Source organism: Staphylococcus sp. HMSC069D12 (assembly GCF_001810405.1).
GTDB lineage: Bacteria > Bacillota > Bacilli > Staphylococcales > Staphylococcaceae > Staphylococcus > Staphylococcus haemolyticus.
Genome location: NZ_KV801114.1, coordinates 39747 through 59403 on the forward strand (window position 1 = coordinate 39747; position 19657 = coordinate 59403).

The window sequence follows — 19657 nt, forward strand, 5'->3', positions numbered from 1 at the left end:
AGGCTACAAATATATATTGGCAGTAGTTGACTGATTTAAAAATGCACTTGTAACAAGCTTTTTTTAATTCTAGTCAACCTTGCCGGGGTGGGACAACGAAATAAATTTTGGAAATATTATTTCTGTCCCACTCCCTTAACTGTTATTTAACTCGGTTTCTGTTTTTAAAGAATATTCTATAAAGTAAGTAAAGTACTGCAAGAATAATAATGACATACATAATATATGAATAAGTGTGTAAACCAGCCATTAGGGCATCGAAACTACCACTTAGCATACGGCCTAATAGGATTAGGGCGAAGTTCCAAATTGTAGTACCTAGTAATGATAATACTGCGAACGTAACGACATTCATTTTATTGATACCTGCAGGAATTGTGATTAATACACGTAATACTGGAATAAAGCGACATAGTAATACTGCCCATGCACCATAACGCTTAAACCAGTCATTTGCGCGCCTTACATCTTTACCTTTAAGTTTAAACCATTTACCATGTTTATCTACAAAACGATAAATACTTTCTTCGTTAATTAAACGGCATAAATAATGCGATTGTTGATATAAGGAATAAAATAGGTATTGATAAACCCGACTTTACTGACATTAAACCAGCAAAGGTAAGAATTATTTCAGAAGGGACAACAGGTAAAACATTCTCTAATAAGATGAGAATAAAGATTGCTGTATAACCCCACTTACTTATAAAATCAGTGATTAATTGTTCCATTTATATTCAAGAACTCCTTTTATTAAAAGCATTATTTGTGAAATTAAAAATTCATAGTAAATTTATTATAATAAAATTTACTATGAATTGCTTGTATAAACCTATGTGTATTTTTATTTTAGCGCTTTTAAATAAGAATGATACAACTTAATTGCTTCTTTATCATCTTCGATGCCATAAACATTCATACGTCCATCTTTAAATAAGGTAATTTCATAATCGTCATCTTTAATTAATTTTGCGAAAGAAGTGGATTTCACAATTTCACAGGGAAGGTGGTGTGCGTGTTCAAATATACTTGGCTGATATCTAAAGAGATATGTACGTCCACATAAGCTTTCAATATGCTGCTGGTGTTTCGTTTCTAAGAGTGAGTAGTGTTGATTCGCACATACCTCACACGCGTGATCTTTCAATATATCGACGTTCATCGCTTTATAATCGATATGCCACGTATCAATAGTGATTAGTTTCTTTGAAAAGCCTTCCCCAGATAGGTAACGAAGTACTTCTGCAACTTCATAACTTGCTACTTGCGTAATAATAGTTGGTAGTACGCCATTAATTGCACAACTTTCGCCACTTGATGGCATTTGTTTTAGGAGGCATTTTAGACATGGTCCTTTGAAATCAATGCCATAAACTGTTCCTTTATTGCCGACAGCAGCACCATATACCCAAGGAATTTGATGTTTGTGACACACTTCATTGATGAGATAACGAATTTTAAAATGATCCATCCCATCGATAACGATATCTGGTTTAACTTCATTTAATATATCTTCAATATTGTTTGAAGTTATTTCTTTGTAATACGTTTGTACGTCTACATGATGATTGATATGTGCAATATGTTCTTTTATTGCGTGTACTTTTGGTACCATATTTTGAGCGTCATCTTCAGTATAAAGCGCTTGTCGATGTAGATTAGACGTTTCAACTATATCCATATCAACAATTGTGATGTGATGTGCCCCCATTCGAGCAAGAAGCTCGGCAACATGACTACCTAATGCGCCGGCACCTAGAATAAGTAACTGTGCATTAGAAAGGGCATGCTGTCCTTGTTCACCAAAAGGAGAGAATCTCATTTGACGATTGTAACGTTGCATTATAAGAAACCTAAACCTTCAGTTGGGCTTGATGCTTGGGCAGTATATTTTACTGGGATTCGTCCTGCTTCATAAGACAAGCGACCAGCATGAATACCTAATTTCATTGCTTCTGCCATCTTCACAGGATCTTTAGCACCTGATACTGCTGTATTGAGTAGAATACCGTCAGCCCCTAATTCCATCGCATGACATGCATCTTTCGGAGAACCAATACCAGCATCAACGATAACTGGCACATTTGAGTTTTTAATAATGTAACTTAAATTAAGTTGGTTGTTTATGCCACGACCTGTTCCTATTGGAGATGCTAATGGCATAACGGCATGCACACCTAATTCTTCTAAACGTTTAGCTAAAACGACGTCATTAGAAATATATGGACATACAATGTAGCCACGCTCTAGCAATACTTTACAAGCTTTATATGTTTCAAATGGATCAGGTAATAATGTTTCATCATCACCGATAACTTCTACTTTAATCATGTCACATACACCTGCATGTTTAGCGATTTCTGCAATACGAATGGCTTCTTCAGCAGTTTTTGCGCCAGCAGTATTTGGAAAAGTTATAAAGTCTTTTAAATTAATGTTTGCGAGTGGATTAGGTAAATTCTTGTCATACAAATTCATACGTCTTACTGCGAAAGTAAGTACATTTGTTTCTGCAGCTTTAATCGCTTCTGTTTGTATGTCTTCATTTTCAAACTTTCCTGTACCTAGTAATAAACGAGATTGTAATTCTAAATTTCCAATTTTAAACATTTTATCCGCCTCCAACAAATTCTAATAATTCTAATTGGTCATCTTCACGTACCGTGTGTTGATGATAATCTTCTTGTTTAATTAATGTTTTATTATGTTCAACAATGACACGTTCTGGGTCTAATTCTAGAGAGATGAGCACTTGATGAATTGATTGCTCAGTGTCGAATGTGAATGCATCGCCATTAATAATGCATTTCATGATTTAACCTCCTTGAGACATTGAAAGATTCATAGCGAGATGGTTTGACTCCAGTTAATAGCCAATTTGCAATGTCACGACCAATAACAGGGGACAATAAAATACCGTTTCGATAATGGCCGGTAATGACATATAATCCATCGTCAACTCGGTCCATAATTGGTAATTCGCCATTGGTATATGGACGTACGCCAGACCATTTCTTCATGATACGTGCGTTTGCAAGTTCAGGTATACGTTCTATCGCATAGTGTTTTAACCATGAGACGCCTTGATCCGTATTACCTACAGAATAATTATCAAATTCGCTAGTAGCACCAATTAAGTAACGATTAGGCGCTTTCGGAACTATATAGCATCCATTAGTCATAAATACTGTTTGCTGTAAGTTTAAATCGTCATGTTCCATTAGAAGCACTTCACCTTTAACGCCGACAACCTCACGAGGCAATTGATATTGTTTTAACAATTGAGATGACCATGCACCACCTGCGACAATGACATTCTTCGCATATAAATCACCTTGAGATGAAACGATTTGATAGTAACCGTTCTGGCGAATAATATCTGTTACATTTGTATTGAAGTAGCGCGAAATACGACGCTGTTGTAAGGATTTAAATAATGCTTTCGTATAATGATTTGCATTGATTTGTCCATCATTTGGAATGTGGATTGCCATTTCAGATGCAACCACACTACCATCGGTTAAATCTGCTAATTCATCGTCTGATAGTTCAATTACATTGTCATCTAAGGCGTGTAAGAATTGAAATTGTGAGCGCAAATGCTCAACATCTTCAATTTGATTTGCGATTTTAATCAATCCAGATGATTGATATTGAATATCTATTCCAGTTTCATCTTGGAGTGTTTCGCATAATTCAGGAAAGCATTCACGTGACTCTAGAGCGAGACGAAATAAGTCACTGTCTTCTGTAAATTCATTTTGTGCACCTAACATGCCTCCAGCTTTATATGAAGCATGTTTACCAGGTATATCACGGTCGACAATTGCAATGTAGAGTTGCGTATGACTTAGGTGTCTCGCAATGGACATTCCGATAACACCAGAACCAACAATAAGTATGTCATACATCTTTCAACCACTCCTTTCGTAGATGTTGAATTTGTTGTAAAGATGCGCTCATAAAATAAGAAATTGCACAAATTCCTGCAAAGCCATTTGGAAGCCGTTGTATCGTATCTTCAGTAATACCTCCTATGGCATAGACTGGAATCGGAACTTGTAACACGGCTTTGATTTCAGACATTAATCTAGGCTGCTGATTTGGCTTAGAAGCCGTGGTAAAGATATGACCATAAAAGACATAATCTAATTGATGTTGATAAGCTTGTTTCACCGAGTTAATAGTGTGCGTTGACATGCTTACTTCAACATCAGGATGTTGTGCTTTATAATCGAACGCTAATGTGTCCATTTCACGACAGTGCAAGCGTTTAAGTTTTAAGGATTCTAATAAGTCAACATCACTATGGATAATAATTTTGTTTCTTGGAAAGCTAGCAGCGATTAATTTTTTTAAAAAGGAAAATAAATCATCACTAGACATAGGCGTACGAAAGAGTAAACCATCGATGCCTTTATTAATTTCAATGAAGTGTTGTAAGTCTGCTTCTGTTAAATGTTTATAAGTTGTTATCGCAATAAAGATGTCTATCACCCCTAATAAATGAAAAAACGCTATCTCCTTAGTAGGAAATAGCGTTAGTATCTATGTAACGATATGTGTAAGCCACTTTCCTACGCCAGTACAAACTGGATCAGGTTCCAGGAATTATAAAGTTCTTTCTTTACTCTCAGCCTTAAACAAAGGCACTTCCAGTGGATAAATTATCTATTTAATTTTAAATAATGATGAGTCGCGTTTCATTTCATGTTTATTCTACAATTTTTTTAAATGGAGTTCAAATTTTAATGAATATTGAGATTGCAAAGCGTAAATACTAATTTAGTGAATAAAGTAACCAACGATGTACAATTTAATAAAAGAACTTTTAAACAAGATGTTGAAAACGATTTCAAAAACTGGTAATATTATTAAAAATAAATGCTGAAACCTTATGATGGTAAGGGTTTTAAGGGAGTTATTTTTACAAATAGGGAGTCTCGTGATTATATTAGATAACATATTTAGAATCAACAAATTAAAGGAAGTAGGAAAAAGAGGATATGGTACAAAGACAAAAGAAAAGTAGTGTTCGTTGGTTTTTCGCATTAGCATTTTTTATCATAGGTGTTATTGCCTACATGGATAGATCTAACATCTCATATATTGCCCCACAAATGATGGAAGATTTACATATGACAAAGCAACAATTTGGTCTATTAGCTTCATTCTTCTCATTAGGTTACGCGTTAATGCAAGTACCTTCTGGTATGTTAGCTGAGAAATTTGGACCTCGTAAGATGATTACAATCGCTTTAGTATGGTGGAGTGCATTCACTATCTTTACAGGTATGATTAAACATCACGGTTTATTATATTTAGTGCGTTTCTTATTCGGTGTTGGTGAAGCGCCAATGTATCCATCAAACGCTGTGTTTAATGCAAACTGGTTCTCTAAAGATGAGAAAGGTAGAGCATCTAGTATGTTACTCGCTGGTTCTTATTTTGGACCTGTATTAGCGCCTGTGATTACTATTGCTATTGTAAATGCATTTAATTGGCAAGCTGTATTTTACATCTTCGGTGCTGTAGGTATTTTAATTGCAATACTATGGGGAATCATTGCGAAAGACTTACCAGAGCAACACCGTATGGTTAATGACGCTGAGAAACATTTCATTATGGAGAATCGTGACCTTGTTCAAACAAGTAAATCACTACCACCTTGGAATCAATTCTTCCGTAGTGTAAGTTTCTATGCTATTGCAGGTCAATACTTTGTAGTACAATTCGTTATTTCATTATTCTTAATTTGGTTACCAACTTATTTAACTGAACAATATCATGTTGAATTTAAAGACATGACGATTAGTTCATTACCTTGGTTTATAATGTTTATTTTAATTTTGTCTGCTGGTGCGATTTCAGATAAAATTTTACGCAGCGGACAATCAAGATTCGTTTCAAGAGGTTTAATTGCCATTGTTGGTTTCATCGTATTTGCAATTTCCATTTTCTTTGCAGTACATACTGAGAATTTATACGTAACGATTTTCTGGTTATCACTTGGTTTAGGTGGTATGGGTGTATCAATGGGTATGAGCTGGGCAGCAGCTAATGACATTGGTAGAAACTTTGCCGGTACAGTATCTGGTTGGATGAACTTATGGGGTAACATTGGTGCATTGTTAAGTCCATTCTTAGCTGGTGCGTTGGTTGCATCACTTGGTTGGACAATGACTTTCCAATTATTAATTATTCCAGCAGTCATCGCAGCAATTTTATGGTTGTTTGTATCACCAGACAAACCATTGATTAAAGATGAAAGTCGTGAATTAAAATAATTTCATATAAGCTAGGAAATCATTCCTAGAATCTAGCCAGTAAGTGGATTTTAATTAATTCATTTACTGGCCTATTTAATTACATTACTTGCTAAGTGCTTTGGAACATAGATTTACTAAATGTCTATTTTGAGGAAATATAATAAAATGTGTTTAAAGCTTAAAGTCACATTACTGTTTTATGTATGAATGAAAATGATAAGATAATATTAAATTAATCACAAAATTGAGGGTGAAATGTATGATTATTATTAATGCCAAACTTAAAGTAAGTGAAGAACATCGTGAAGCCTATTTAGATTTAATGACGAACTTAGTTAAACATGCACGTGAAGAGGAAGGAAATACATTTTATAGCCACTATGAAGATGTAACTGAACGAAATACATTCGTAGTCGTAGAAAACTATAAAGATCAAGATGCGGTTGAAGCACACAACCACTCAGACCATTTTAAAGTGTTCAGCGAAAATATCGGCAAATATATTACAGAAAAACCAGTCATCGATGTTGCGGAAGCCAAATAATTAAAGAAATTTTCATAATAATATATATTACTAAGGTAGGATTTGAAATCTATGTCACAGATATGATTTCAATCCTACCTTTTTTGTAAATTAGGCAATGATCATCATATAACTTAATAAAAAGTGTTACCATTGAATATGTATGTTTTATAGAAAGGAAAGATAACATTGGGAAATGTTTTAAACTCACTTATCACATTTGACACAAGTAAAGTTGACCTGATGAAGGGTGTAAGACAAGGCTTGTTATTAATTATCCCAGCACTATTAGGTTATTTCCTAGGCAATTTTGCATTAGGATTGCTTGTATCGACTGGGACGTTGGCGCATATCTATGTGTTCAAAAGTTCACACCGCTCAATGATTAGAACTGTCATCTTATGCTCATTGTCATTTGCAGTATGTATGATACTGGGCACACTTACAGTTACTGAGCCGATATTATATGGCGTAACATTATTATTAGTTACAGTCATCCCATATTACATCTTCAGTGCGTTGAAGATTGCAGGACCATCTTCAACATTCTTTCTTGTAACGTTTTGTTTACCAAGTAACTTGCCAATAGCACCAAATGAAGCGTTATACCGTGGTTTAGCAATTCTTGTTGGTGGTGCGATTGCTACATTAGTAGTCATCTTGACAATACTTTTCCAAAAACAAAAAATCGAAAATAGAGCGATTAATTCGGACTTTAACATGATTAAAGAATTAATGCACAATTATAATGATATCGATAAATTTAAAGAAAGTACAAAAACAGCGGTAACACGGTTTAAAAATTCAGATGAATTGTTAATCACTGCTACGGCTGGAGTGAACCAGAAATTGAGTCCGCGCTTTCAAAGGCTGTTATTACTCCACACATCGGCACAGGGGTTATATTCAGAGTTATTGGAACTACATGAAAAAGGTATACGCCCTATACCAAACGAATTAGTTGAAATGATGGATGTTGCGATACGAAATGCATATCGAACAACAGCCTCTCGTGAAAAGTGGACAAAAGAAGTTCATGTAGATGAGGCGTTTGATGATTTATTACAATATATCTTGAAAATTGATGAAATTACGAACTTAGATTCAAGTCAAATTGAACATGAAGCAAGTGTTCGTAAACCGTTATATAGTCAACGTATCATTCATAATTTAACATTAGATTCGATTGTATTTCGAAATACATTAATTTACGCCGTCATTATGGCAGTAGCAATCTTTATTTCATTAGCCTTTAATATCCAAAAATCTTACTGGATACCATTAACAGCACATACAGTCTTATTAGGCATGACAACTCGACGTATGTTAGACCGTTCTGTTGCTCGTGGACTAGGTACTATCTTAGGAACACTTGTCTTATCAGCTATATTGTATTTCAATCCACACTTAATCATTGCCGTTATCATAATGGGTATTGCAGCGATGGTCACTGAAACATTTGTAGGTTCAAACTATGCGTTCGCAGTTATATTTATCACGATCCAAGTTATATTATTAAATGGTTTAGCATCAGATAACCTTTCAATTTCAATTGCCTATACACGTATCTTTGATGTATTAATCGGTATAGCAATTGCAGTTGTCGGCATTCTTCTTATTAACCGTCAAACAGCGTCTGCCATGTTACCACGAACGATTGCAGAAGTGGTTCGTAAGGAAGCGGTAATCTTCCAATATTTATTCTCAGAGAATCACTACCAAGATGATTTACGTGAAAGAGATGAAAGTTTAGCACTTTCAGTGAAAATGAGTAACATGATTCAAATCAACAATTCAGCAAGTGGTGAATTGTTCTCTAATCAAGAAGTGATTCGTTATTATTATCCAAGTATATTTGCCTTGGAAGAGATTAACTTTATGTTAATGCGTGCGATGCAAGATCATCAACGTCAACGTATTTCAGATCAGCAAATGGGAGAATACCTAGTTACTTTTGAAAATTTAGCGAAACATTTCGAACTTCAAAGCCGACTTGAAATTAATGAACTCTCCGATTTACCTCAATATAATTACATTAAATCGGCATTAATGAGACTACAAAATAATTGTGTGCATACACGTAAAGATATAGATGATGTTGAAAATGGTGTGGCGATTAAAGCATAGTCCAATAAGCAAGTTTCACTCTAAACGATAGTGGTAAAGCAAACTATCAAGTTAAAAAGGAGTTTGATAGGATGCCTTGGACAATGAATGATTATCCGAATACGTGGAAGAACTTCGATGAATTAGAACGTAAGAAAGCAATTGATATTGGTAATGCTATGTTAAAAGATGGTTATAAAGAAGGGGATGTTATACCGATTGCTACACAGCAAGCTAAAGATTGGTATAAAGATGCGACGAAAGATGAGCTAGATGAATTAAAACATAAACACATTACCCAACACAAAAAAGATCAATCCGCAAACCCAAAACTAAATGACGAAAATGTACATGTCTATTTCGAAGATGATGAATGGAAAGTGAAAACAAAAGGTGCGAAACAAGCGTCTGATACGTTTGAGATGAAAGCAGAGGCCACTAAACGCGCACAAGACATCGCTGATAATCGTGGTACAAAAGTCATCGAACATAATAAGAATGAATCATCATAATTAATAGTTGCAAACCTTTATGTCTGGACGTATTGTTCAATATAAAGGTTTGCATTTTTAATTATAATTTAACTGTTAAAAATAATGTGAAATCAAAGAGTATTATTTTTAGTTCATTTTGCAATTCGCTATAATATACAGTGATGATTAAGGAGGAAATACTATGTATGTAGAAAGAAAACCATCATTGTATATAGAAGAATTACGAAGTGAATTTAAAGATAACTTACATCATTTTAAAGATGGAGACGAAGCCTTTGATAGACTTATTGGCTTCGTAGAACTGGACCACTTATACTCCTCAGCCTTAAAAGAAATCAGTACAAAATTAGATATTCTAGATGACAACTTTAATCACGTTTATAAACACAACCCTATTCACCATATGGAACGCCGTGTGAAAGAAATGAACAGCTTAATTAAAAAGTTGCACCGCAAACAACTAGATATTAGTGCAGAAAGTGCTCGTAAACATATATTAGATATTGCAGGTATTCGCGTTGTTTGTAACTATTTAGAGGATATTTATGTCATTGAAAAAATGCTATTAAAACAAGAGGATGTCAAACTTCTTAAACGTAAAGACTATATTAAAAATCCAAAAGACAACGGCTATCGAAGTTTACATATTGTTGTGTCTATCCCAGTATTCTTATCAAATAAAGTTGAAAAGCTTCCAGTGGAGATTCAAATTAGAACCATTGGTATGGATATGTGGGCAAGTCTAGAGCATAAAATTCGCTATAAAAATAATGCGAGTACGGATGATTATAGTGATATGTTAAAAGACTGTGCACTTGAAATTGCAGATGTAGAATCTAAAATGCAATCGATTCATTCTGCTATTTCAGATAATAACTAAAACGATTAGTTTAAAGTATAACTTGATGAATTGTACGTAACTTGCAACAATTCTATAAGTTATACTTTTTAATTTGTCTCTGTTTTGATAATTTTGTGATAAAATAATAATTTAGTAATATAGCAATTTTTGAGGTTGATTATGAACAGAAAACATTTCAAAACACAAATTTATCAATTGAAAAATTATCATAACGAACAAGTCGAAGTAGCATTTGCCGGGAATCAAACTTCAAATAGGGCAATTGTCTTCTTACATGGGGCAATCATGACCTACCGCATTATGACGATGTTTGAACCGTACTTTAGAGAATATAAGATGATCTTTATTAACTGTCCAAGCCGTGGCAAAAGCTCAAGTATCGATCGCAATAATCACACATTAGATGATTACTCTGAACGAATTGAAGACGTTTTGGAACAAATTGTTTCGTCACAATATCTTGAAAAGGTCATGGTCATTGGTTACTCGATGGGTGGTATGATTGGCACACGTTTGTTGAAATTTAATACATTGCCTATATCGCACCTTGTTTATTTAAGCAGCGCAGCTAAAATTACACCAAATACAAGTATGCTAGCACGTTTGTTCTCTACAGATAGTAAACGTGATCACTTTAAAGATGAAATTACTGCAATTAAAAATTTGCCACAATATATTTTAAAAAAGACGGTCTACGCACGAAAAGAAAACGGACTAGATATCTTATCATTCGTCGCCCCAATTAAAACAATCATTACAGACTTAATATATACAATTAAAGCTAATTATCTTCCAGATATTGAAGAAATTGAACAATTTCCTAAGTTATTATTTATCTCTGGCAAAGATGATGAAATCATTCCGTATACTGATTCACAAAGCACAATGGAGCAGTATAAACGCTATGGAGGAGAAACGAAAGAAATCGTCTATCCAGGTATCGGCCATATGGACTTTCCTTCTGTCCTTGAACAATTACCAAATGGTACGGTAGGCATTGTCGATCATATTAAAGATTGGATAGAAGACAAATAAGACATCCTTCAGACTTACTTTAAGATATGTGTAAAAATGTCTTGCTCGTGACGTAGCGTCATGAGGTAGATTCAATGTAGGAGGTGGACACTATGTCACATTATACAGTTGGAGAGCTAGCCAATCATTTAGGAGTTACAGTTCGAACACTACAATATTATGATTGTAAAGGCTTATTGACAGCTGAACGTGCATCAGAATCAAATCGTAGATATTACAATGATGATCATATACAACAACTACAGTTGATAGTTTTGTTGAAGCAATTTGGTTGTACATTGGATGAAATTAAAACGCTACTTTACGAGGATAGCGATATGCAGACGCTTAAAGCAATGTTGCAACTGCATAAGAAAGAATTAGAGACAAGTATATATGATCAAACAAAAACACTAAAACATTTGAACAACGTTGACCAATATATTTCAAGTCAATCAAGCGCTCCAATAAATCATTTATCTGACATAGATAAAGCAATGAAACAATCTACTACATTGAAATCCTTTAAAAGTAAAGTATGGATTAGCGCAGGTGTCATTGGCATTATTCAATACACAGGGTTAATCGCAAGTTTATTGAGAAGTTCGAGTAAACCATTTATTGCGATAGTGCCTATCTTAATAACCTATGCCGTTGGATTAACAACATATTATTATAAAAATATTTCATATCTGTGTCCCAATTGCCAATATACGTTTAAGCCATCATTGAAACAGTTTATTTTGGCCCGACATACTATGCAGACACGTAAATTAGAATGCCCTAAGTGTCACGAAACACATTACTGCATCGAAGTTTCTGAAGAGAAGAAATAGAATTTTAATCATGTTTTTCCCGGTCCATCAGTGGCCGGGTTTTTTAAATTTATAAAAAGAAAGCGTTTGCAAAAACGTAACTTATATATTAATATACTTGTATACAAGTTGTAATTGAGTCAATAGGAGTGAAAGATGTGAAAGAAGGTTATCCAGAACAATGGCTTGGTGGCATGTCTAAAGGAGAAGGTGTCGCAGCAGAAATACGATTGCAAATTGTGAGTCGGGAAATCGAAGTAGATACGCTACTTACTGAGAATCAAGTCGCAAAACAATTTGATGTTAGTCGTTCCCCTGTTAGAGATGCATTCAAATTATTACAGACGGATCAACTTATACAATTAGAACGCATGGGAGCTAAAGTTTTACAGTTTGGTGATCAAGAAAAGAAAGAACTCTATGATTTACGTTTAATGTTAGAGTCATTTGCCTTCTCTAAGATCAAACACACTGATAGAGCACCTATAACTAAAGAGATGCGTAAGCACCTTGAAATGATGAAAGTAGCAGTTAAATTCGAAGATGCTGAAGCATTTACACAACATGACATTCAATTTCATGAAGCCATGATTATCGCATCCAACCATCAATATTTACAAACATTCTGGAATCATTTGAAACCCGTAATCGAAACACTCGTATTACTATCTATGAGACATCGCATGGAGCAAGATAAAGAAGATTTTGAACGCATTCATAGTAACCATGAGGTGTTTATTGAAGCGGTAGAACACTATGACTCTACAAAATTAAGAGAAGCCTTCCACTTAAATTTCGATGATGTTGGCGAAGACATTGAAAGTTTCTGGCTAAGATAGATAGAAGAAAGAAGGAATAATATGAAATACATGATTGGTGTTGACATAGGGACAACAAGTACGAAATCAGTATTATACGATGAAAATGGACAATTCATAATGAAACACAACATTGGTTACCCCTTACATACCCCCAATGTAGATGTTTCTGAAGAGAATCCTGACGAATTGTTTGATGCAGTACTAATGACTGTGAAATATGTTGTTAGAGAAGCAAATATAAAAAAAGAAGACATCAAACTAATTTCATTTAGCTCACAAATGCATAGTCTGATTGCACTCGATGCACAACATCATCGTTTAACTGAAAGTATTACATGGGCAGACAATCGCGCGAGTAAATACGCAGAACTAATTAATAAGGAACATCATGGCTCAGACATATATCAACGCACAGGAACACCAATTCATCCGATGTCACCATTATCTAAGATATTCTGGATGAAGCATGAACAATCAGATATTTATAAACAAACTGCCATGTTCGCAGATATAAAAACTTACATATTCTACCAATTATTTGAAAAATATGTCATCGATTACTCAATGGCGTCAGCTACTGGCATGTTCAATCTTGAAGAACTTGACTGGGATAAAGAGGCACTTGAATTGTTGGGTATCACTGAAGCACAACTACCACAACTGGTACCTACCACACACATTCTTAAAGGTATGAAGAAACGCTATGCAACTTTAATGGGCATAGATGAGAATACACCTATTATTGTAGGTGCAAGTGATGGTGTTCTTTCTAACTTAGGAGTGAATAGTTATAAAAAAGGCGAAGTCGCTGTCACAATCGGTACATCTGGCGCGATTCGAACAGTCATTAATAAACCTCGCACCGATTATAAAGGACGTATCTTCTGTTACGTACTAGACGAAGAACATTATGTCATTGGCGGACCAGTAAACAACGGTGGAGTTGTTCTGAGATGGCTAAGAGATGAACTCCTTGCAAGTGAAGTTGAAACTGCCAAACGTTTAGGCGTTGATCCATATGATGTACTGACTAAAATCGCAAGTCGGGTTAAACCAGGTGCAGAAGGTCTCATCTTCCATCCGTACCTTGCAGGTGAACGTGCACCATTATGGAACGCCGATGCACGTGGTTCATTCTTCGGTCTTACACTCTCGCATCAAAAGGAACATATGATTCGTGCTGCTTTAGAAGGTGTACTCTATAATCTTTATACAGTTTATCTTGCGCTTATAAAAGTAATGAACGAAACACCAAGCACAATCAAAGCGACAGGAGGATTTGCTAAGAGTGAAGTATGGCGTCAAATGATGGCAGATATCTTCGACACAGACCTTATCGTGCCTGAAAGCTATGAAAGTTCTTGTTTAGGCGCTTGTGTATTAGGTTTGAAAGCATTAGGGGAAATTGATGACTTCTCAATTATTGAAGAAATGGTCGGGACAACGAATGCACATCAACCTGATTCAGAAACCGTTCAAGTGTATCAACAGTTAGTATCAATCTTTATTAATTTAAGTCGCTCATTAGAAGAACGTTATGCAGAAATTGCAGATTTTCAACGTAAGCACATGGAGTAAATCAATTAATTAAAAAAAGAAAACATTGGGAGGATTTACTATGTTTGGAGATATTTGGCCACTTATCAGTGTTGTTATCGGGATTTTATTACTACTATCCTTAATTATATTCTTGAAATTGAATACATTTATTTCATTAATCGTCACTTCTGTCGTGACTGCTATACTACTAGGTATGCCATTAAATAAAATAATGGAAACTATAGAAGCGGGAATGGGAAGTACGCTTGGCCACATTGCATTAATCTTTGGATTAGGGGCAATGCTTGGTAAATTACTTGCAGATGGTGGCGGTGCCAATCGAATTGCCGACACATTGATTGCTAAATTTGGACCTAAACACGTGCAATGGGCAATGTTGATTGCAGCATTTATCGTGGGTATCGCATTATTCTTCGAAGTAGGTTTAGTCTTATTAATTCCGTTAGTGTTTACGATTGCTAAACGTGCAAAAGTATCACCTTTAAAAATTGGTTTACCAATGGTGACAGCTTTATCAGTAACACATGGTTTCTTACCGCCACATCCTGGACCGGTCGTTATCTCTAAAGAACTAAAAGCGAATTTGGGAGAAGTATTACTGTTTGGAATCATCATTGCAATTCCAGTAACGATTATTGCTGGACCTGTATTTAATAAAATTGCACAAAAAATTATCCCTTCAGCATACACTCGTGAAGGTGATATCTCAGCATTGGGTTCTCAAAAAGAATTTAAAGAATCTGAAATGCCAGGTTTTGGATTAAGTTTATTTACAGCAATATTGCCAGTGATCTTAATGTTAATTTCAACTATTGTTCAATTAATCAGTGGCCACGAGGAAGCTAAAAATTTATTTGAACAAATTGTTTACTTCATAGGTACGGCTGGTACTGCAATGTTAATTTCAGTTATCTTCGCTATCTTCTCAATGGGCTTGAACCGTGGTAGAAAGATGGACGACATTATGAAGTCAGTTACAAATGCCATCTATCCAATTGGTATGATGATCTTAATCATTGGCGGTGGTGGGACATTCAAGCAAGTATTAATTGATGGTGGCGTGGGTGATACAATCGCAAAAATGTTCGAAGGTTCTACAATGTCACCTATCTTACTTGCTTGGATAGTAGCAGCAGTATTACGAATTGCATTAGGTTCAGCTACAGTAGCTGCCATCTCTACAACAGGTATCGTTTTACCATTATTACAACACTCAGATGTTAACGTTGCACTCGTTGTACTTGCAATAGGAGCAGGAAGCGTTATTCTATCTCACGTAAATGATGCAGGATTCTGGATGTTTAAAGAATACTTCGGATTAACCGTCAAAGAAACATTCCTAACTTGGTCACTACTTGAGACAATCATCTCTGTATCAGGTATCATCTTTATATTATTTATTAGCTTATTTGTATAAGAATCTTTTATAAAAGCACTCACTGCAAAATGGTGAGTGTTTTTTAGTTCAACAAATAGGTTTTCTACTAACAATTTTCAACAGTTTGAAAATGAATATATTAATAAAAATTTGCATACTTAAATGGCACCACAAGTGTAGTGCCTGTACCACCCATAGTTAAATTAATAGGCTATTGCTAGGAAAGAAATCAAAAGAGTGATAAACTAACAAATGATATAAAAGACAGAATGTGCAAAGGAGTTACTTGAGTTTGAAACAGATAAAAAAAGCAATCATACCTGCTGCTGGTTTAGGGACGCGATTCTTACCAGCTACTAAAGCGATGCCTAAAGAAATGCTTCCTATTCTAGACAAACCTACAATTCAATACATAGTGGAAGAGGCTTCTCGTGCAGGAATTGAAGATATTATCATCGTAACTGGTAAACATAAACGCGCAATTGAAGATCATTTTGATAATCAAAAAGAATTAGAAATGGTTCTTGAAGAAAAAGGAAAAGATGACCTACTTGAGAAAGTACAATATTCTACGGACTTAGCAAACATCTTCTACGTTCGACAAAAAGAACAAAAAGGATTAGGACATGCGATACATACAGCTCGTCAATTTATTGGAAATGAACCATTTGCAGTCTTGTTAGGTGATGACATCGTTGAATCAGAGACACCAGCTATCAAACAATTGATGAACGTTTACGAAGAAACAGGTCATTCAGTCATTGGTGTTCAAGAAGTACCAGAGAGCGTTACTCATAGATATGGTATTATTGATCCATTAGAAAAAGAAGGTCGTCGTTACGAGGTAAAACAATTTGTTGAGAAACCGAAACAAGGTACAGCGCCTTCAAATCTAGCCATCATGGGACGTTACATCTTAACACCTGAGATATTTGACTACCTTGAAACACAAAAAGAAGGCGCTGGAAATGAAATTCAGCTCACTGATGCGATTGAACGTATGAATAGTGATATTCCAGTTTATGCATACGACTTTGATGGTGATCGTTACGATGTTGGAGAAAAATTAGGTTTCGTTAAAACAACGATTGAATATGCACTTAAAGATCCAAAGATGAAAGATGAACTCATTAAGTTTATTAAAGAATTAGGATTTTAATATAATGATACAAAAGAAGACCCCATAGACACTTAAGTGATCAGCTTAAATGTTTATGGGGTTCATCTTTGATGTGAAAAACATCGCACCTATACTTCTTTAGAGACATTTCGACTTAATTAATACTTAGTTAAAGCATCAGAGAGTAAGTATTAATTAAAAATTTTGTAATAGCTTTTTTCCTAAAAATATAGTTCATAAAACACTTGACATATGGTAAAGAATTATGGGTTCTTCTTTGGATTACGTAATCTTGGCTGTTTGATTCATGTTGCGTTGACTGACTTGTCACGAGCATTATGAACATATATTTCAAGAAGTATAAATTCCACTCATCTCATTTTCCGCTAAGATGAGCTTTTTGGGAAATATAATATGTAATGGTTATACTTCCCAACCTCCTCTAAAACTCTATGTATTAGATGTATATCTAATACACTTAAATTGTACAATATATTATTCAGATAGAATACCTGTCGCAATATCAAATCTTTAGCTAAAAGTATCAATCTTTTTACTTCATTTAAAATTTAATGAAAAGAAAGAGACCCATCTTACTCTCCAGTTAAGATGCGTCTCTAACGAATTTTATCAGTTGAGAGCTTATTATCCCCCTCATACATCAGATCAATCTAATGTGAGTTAATTATAAAGCAAATATAAACGCAGCCGTTATCAAAAGATGGACAGAAAGTATCAAAAATTGATTGATTATAATTTTCTAAATCATTTAGCATCAATTGAGTAAAAGAAAGATTATGATAAGCTCGGTGCCTACCATATTTTTTTATAGGAATATTCTTCATCTCTTAATTTGACTATATTCTCCCAAGTTATATTCATTCTAGAATAAGGAAGCTTTCGAATCATTGCTCTTCTTAATAAAGATTGGAATAAATATTTGACATATCCCTCTAACATATTGGAGTATTTTACTAATTAAAATTTTTACTTATAAATCCATGTATATTCCACATACATAAATCCCTTCAATTACTTTCATTTTCAAAAAAGTGAACTATTTGTGAAAAGTATCACAAAATACTTTAAAAATTTTTAAAAGGGTGTATGATAAGAATTGTAAGGAATAAGTAATGGGAAGTGATACTGATGAGAAAAGTAATTGAAGAAGTTGTTTTTTCTGATGAAGGCAGTTACGACATTTATTTGAAAACTGGTGTTAATCAAGGAATGATCGGTGATATTAAAGATGGCTACTTGACTATCGATTCAATTCCATATATTGATGCAGAACGACTATATTACTATGGACTCGAACGTAAAACACTCGTTACAAATTAATACAAATTGAATGGCCTCCTATTAACATTCAAGAACCTTATATGCCTTCGTTGGTGAGCAGTCGAAGGCATACCATAAATATACCCCTAATCATTCTGGAATAATGTGTTGAAAGCCCGTATCTTACCATAGAGATACGGGCTTCAGTGTATTATAAATCTTTGAAATTCTTCTTAACTTCATTATATTGATATTCTTGATTATATAACTTAAACTTGTAGCCTTCTTGACTAGAGAATGGCATTCTTACACGTGGAATTTGATCCAATTGTGCGATAAATTCTCTCTCTTGGCGTGTACGTTGCTTCACACTCATATTCATCCATTCTTCTTCACTATATAAATCGATGAAATGAAACGAGAAACTTGTTCTACTCTTTTCAGCCCGTAACGCTTGAATACGTTCATCAAATGTCATTGTGTATCCTCCTATCTTTCTATATGCCCAATGATTTAATTACATATATTAACTTTAATACGTTTTCATAAAGATTACAATTCATCTTAGTATTTTCATAATAATATTTCCTGGAAATTGTCTTAAAGGTTTAATGCATTTTAAATAAGGTAATGTATTTTATGAATCTAAAATAAAGGATGAAGTGAAATGACAGAATTAAACGGACGCGTAGCAATTATTACCGGTGCAAGTAGTGGTATCGGAGCAGCAACAGCAAAAGCACTTGAGAAGCAAGGTGTTAAAGTCGTACTAGCAGGACGTAGTCATGATAAATTGAATACGGTAGCGAAAGATATGAATGAAGACAATATACATAATGTGCCTACAGATGTGACAAACCAAGCAGAAGTAGATGCATTAGTAGCAAAAGCCATCGATGTATTTGGACATGTGGATATCTTCGTAAATTGTGCAGGTGTAATGCGTTCATCTAAAATCACAGACTATCAAGTTGAGTCATGGGATTCAATGGTTGATACGAATATTAAAGGACTTCTATACAGTCTCAATGCGATATTACCTAAGTTTGAAACACAGGGGTCAGGACATGTGGTAAATTTAGCATCTATATCTGCGAATGAAGTATCTAAAGAAAGTGCATTATATAGTGCTACAAAATCTGCTGTACTGATGATTTTTAATGGTTTAGAAAAAGAATTAGCAAAAACGGGGATTAAAACAACAAGCATATTACCAGGAATGGTAGATACACCAATGACAGAACGCAGTGACTTTGGTGGTCGTAAGAAACTAGATCCTGAAAATATTGCAGATGCGATTATTTACGCATTAACACAACCTGCACATGTTAATGTGAACGAAGTGACAGTACGACCAGTGTAGTAGATTATAGAGAGATTAGGACATTAAGTACTTATATAGTGTAAAATTATA

The 19657-nt window shown here is 34.5% G+C and carries 19 protein-coding genes, 1 pseudogene and 1 riboswitch; of the genes and pseudogenes, 13 read left to right on the plus strand and 7 right to left on the minus strand.

Annotated features, from left to right (window positions below; all coding sequences use genetic code 11):
* Window positions 1-142: 142 nt before the first annotated feature.
* The 6 genes and pseudogenes from HMPREF2737_RS08695 to HMPREF2737_RS08720 all read right to left on the minus strand — a co-directional run bounded on the left by HMPREF2737_RS08695 (window position 143) and on the right by HMPREF2737_RS08720 (window position 4494).
* Window positions 143-731, minus strand: a pseudogene (locus HMPREF2737_RS08695) (DedA family protein).
* Window positions 732-844: 113 nt separating this feature from the next.
* Window positions 845-1843, minus strand: a complete 999-nt coding sequence (locus HMPREF2737_RS08700) for a ThiF family adenylyltransferase (RefSeq protein WP_037550287.1) — start codon at window positions 1841-1843, stop codon at window positions 845-847.
* Entirely contained in the window at window positions 1843-2610 is a 768-nt protein-coding gene (locus HMPREF2737_RS08705; protein WP_037550284.1) for a thiazole synthase, read from the minus strand. The genes HMPREF2737_RS08700 and HMPREF2737_RS08705 overlap by 1 nt, the downstream gene beginning before the upstream one ends.
* 1 nt (window position 2611) lies before the next feature.
* The gene (thiS, locus tag HMPREF2737_RS08710; protein ID WP_037550281.1) at window positions 2612-2812 is read right to left on the minus strand and encodes a sulfur carrier protein ThiS; all 201 of its coding nucleotides are present in this window, start codon (window positions 2810-2812) and stop codon (window positions 2612-2614) included.
* Window positions 2796-3911, minus strand: coding sequence for a glycine oxidase ThiO (gene thiO, locus HMPREF2737_RS08715; protein WP_037550278.1), 1116 nt, complete (start codon window positions 3909-3911; stop codon window positions 2796-2798). The genes thiS and thiO overlap by 17 nt, the downstream gene beginning before the upstream one ends.
* Window positions 3904-4494: a thiamine phosphate synthase gene (locus HMPREF2737_RS08720; protein ID WP_037550350.1), complete on the minus strand. Its 591-nt coding sequence runs from the start codon at window positions 4492-4494 to the stop codon at window positions 3904-3906. The genes thiO and HMPREF2737_RS08720 overlap by 8 nt, the downstream gene beginning before the upstream one ends.
* A gap of 63 nt (window positions 4495-4557) precedes the next feature.
* Window positions 4558-4667, minus strand: a riboswitch (TPP riboswitch).
* A 339-nt stretch (window positions 4668-5006) separates the two neighbouring features.
* Between HMPREF2737_RS08720 and HMPREF2737_RS08725 the strand changes: the two genes are divergently transcribed.
* The 12 genes from HMPREF2737_RS08725 to HMPREF2737_RS08780 all read left to right on the plus strand — a co-directional run bounded on the left by HMPREF2737_RS08725 (window position 5007) and on the right by HMPREF2737_RS08780 (window position 18303).
* Window positions 5007-6287 carry a pyruvate MFS transporter gene (locus HMPREF2737_RS08725; RefSeq protein ID WP_037550275.1) on the plus strand — a complete coding sequence of 427 codons (1281 nt, stop codon included), beginning with the start codon at window positions 5007-5009 and terminating at the stop codon, window positions 6285-6287.
* A gap of 241 nt (window positions 6288-6528) precedes the next feature.
* Window positions 6529-6813 carry a putative quinol monooxygenase gene (locus HMPREF2737_RS08730; protein WP_037550272.1) on the plus strand — a complete coding sequence of 95 codons (285 nt, stop codon included), beginning with the start codon at window positions 6529-6531 and terminating at the stop codon, window positions 6811-6813.
* A gap of 168 nt (window positions 6814-6981) precedes the next feature.
* Entirely contained in the window at window positions 6982-8919 is a 1938-nt protein-coding gene (locus HMPREF2737_RS08735) for an FUSC family protein (RefSeq protein ID WP_037550269.1), read from the plus strand.
* A gap of 71 nt (window positions 8920-8990) precedes the next feature.
* Complete coding sequence (locus tag HMPREF2737_RS08740) at window positions 8991-9410, plus strand: DUF2188 domain-containing protein (protein WP_037550267.1); 420 nt, start codon at window positions 8991-8993, stop codon at window positions 9408-9410.
* Between the two features lie 163 nt (window positions 9411-9573).
* Window positions 9574-10272 (plus strand): GTP pyrophosphokinase, encoded by a 699-nt coding sequence (locus HMPREF2737_RS08745; protein ID WP_037550264.1) that lies wholly within the window; start codon window positions 9574-9576, stop codon window positions 10270-10272.
* Between the two features lie 141 nt (window positions 10273-10413).
* On the plus strand, window positions 10414-11289 hold the full coding sequence (locus tag HMPREF2737_RS08750) for an alpha/beta fold hydrolase (RefSeq protein ID WP_037550261.1): 876 nt from the start codon (window positions 10414-10416) through the stop codon (window positions 11287-11289).
* A gap of 92 nt (window positions 11290-11381) precedes the next feature.
* Complete coding sequence (locus tag HMPREF2737_RS08755) at window positions 11382-12104, plus strand: MerR family transcriptional regulator (protein WP_037550259.1); 723 nt, start codon at window positions 11382-11384, stop codon at window positions 12102-12104.
* Window positions 12105-12241: 137 nt separating this feature from the next.
* Entirely contained in the window at window positions 12242-12922 is a 681-nt protein-coding gene (locus HMPREF2737_RS08760) for a GntR family transcriptional regulator (RefSeq protein ID WP_037550256.1), read from the plus strand.
* A 21-nt stretch (window positions 12923-12943) separates the two neighbouring features.
* A complete protein-coding gene (gene gntK / locus HMPREF2737_RS08765) occupies window positions 12944-14482 on the plus strand; it encodes a gluconokinase (RefSeq protein ID WP_037550253.1) in 1539 nt (512 codons plus the stop codon).
* A gap of 40 nt (window positions 14483-14522) precedes the next feature.
* Window positions 14523-15881, plus strand: a complete 1359-nt coding sequence (locus HMPREF2737_RS08770; protein WP_037550250.1) for a gluconate:H+ symporter — start codon at window positions 14523-14525, stop codon at window positions 15879-15881.
* A 253-nt stretch (window positions 15882-16134) separates the two neighbouring features.
* On the plus strand, window positions 16135-17001 hold the full coding sequence (gene galU / locus HMPREF2737_RS08775; RefSeq protein WP_011274904.1) for a UTP--glucose-1-phosphate uridylyltransferase GalU: 867 nt from the start codon (window positions 16135-16137) through the stop codon (window positions 16999-17001).
* 1110 nt (window positions 17002-18111) lie between these two features.
* A complete protein-coding gene (locus HMPREF2737_RS08780; RefSeq protein WP_011274908.1) occupies window positions 18112-18303 on the plus strand; it encodes a hypothetical protein in 192 nt (63 codons plus the stop codon).
* A 151-nt stretch (window positions 18304-18454) separates the two neighbouring features.
* Here the strand turns inward: HMPREF2737_RS08780 and HMPREF2737_RS08785 are convergent, their stop codons facing one another.
* The gene (locus HMPREF2737_RS08785) at window positions 18455-18721 is read right to left on the minus strand and encodes a DUF1413 domain-containing protein (protein ID WP_037535652.1); all 267 of its coding nucleotides are present in this window, start codon (window positions 18719-18721) and stop codon (window positions 18455-18457) included.
* Between the two features lie 189 nt (window positions 18722-18910).
* Here HMPREF2737_RS08785 and HMPREF2737_RS08790 point away from each other — a divergent pair, with 189 nt between their 5' ends.
* Complete coding sequence (locus tag HMPREF2737_RS08790; protein WP_037550247.1) at window positions 18911-19606, plus strand: SDR family oxidoreductase; 696 nt, start codon at window positions 18911-18913, stop codon at window positions 19604-19606.
* Window positions 19607-19657 lie beyond the last annotated feature (51 nt).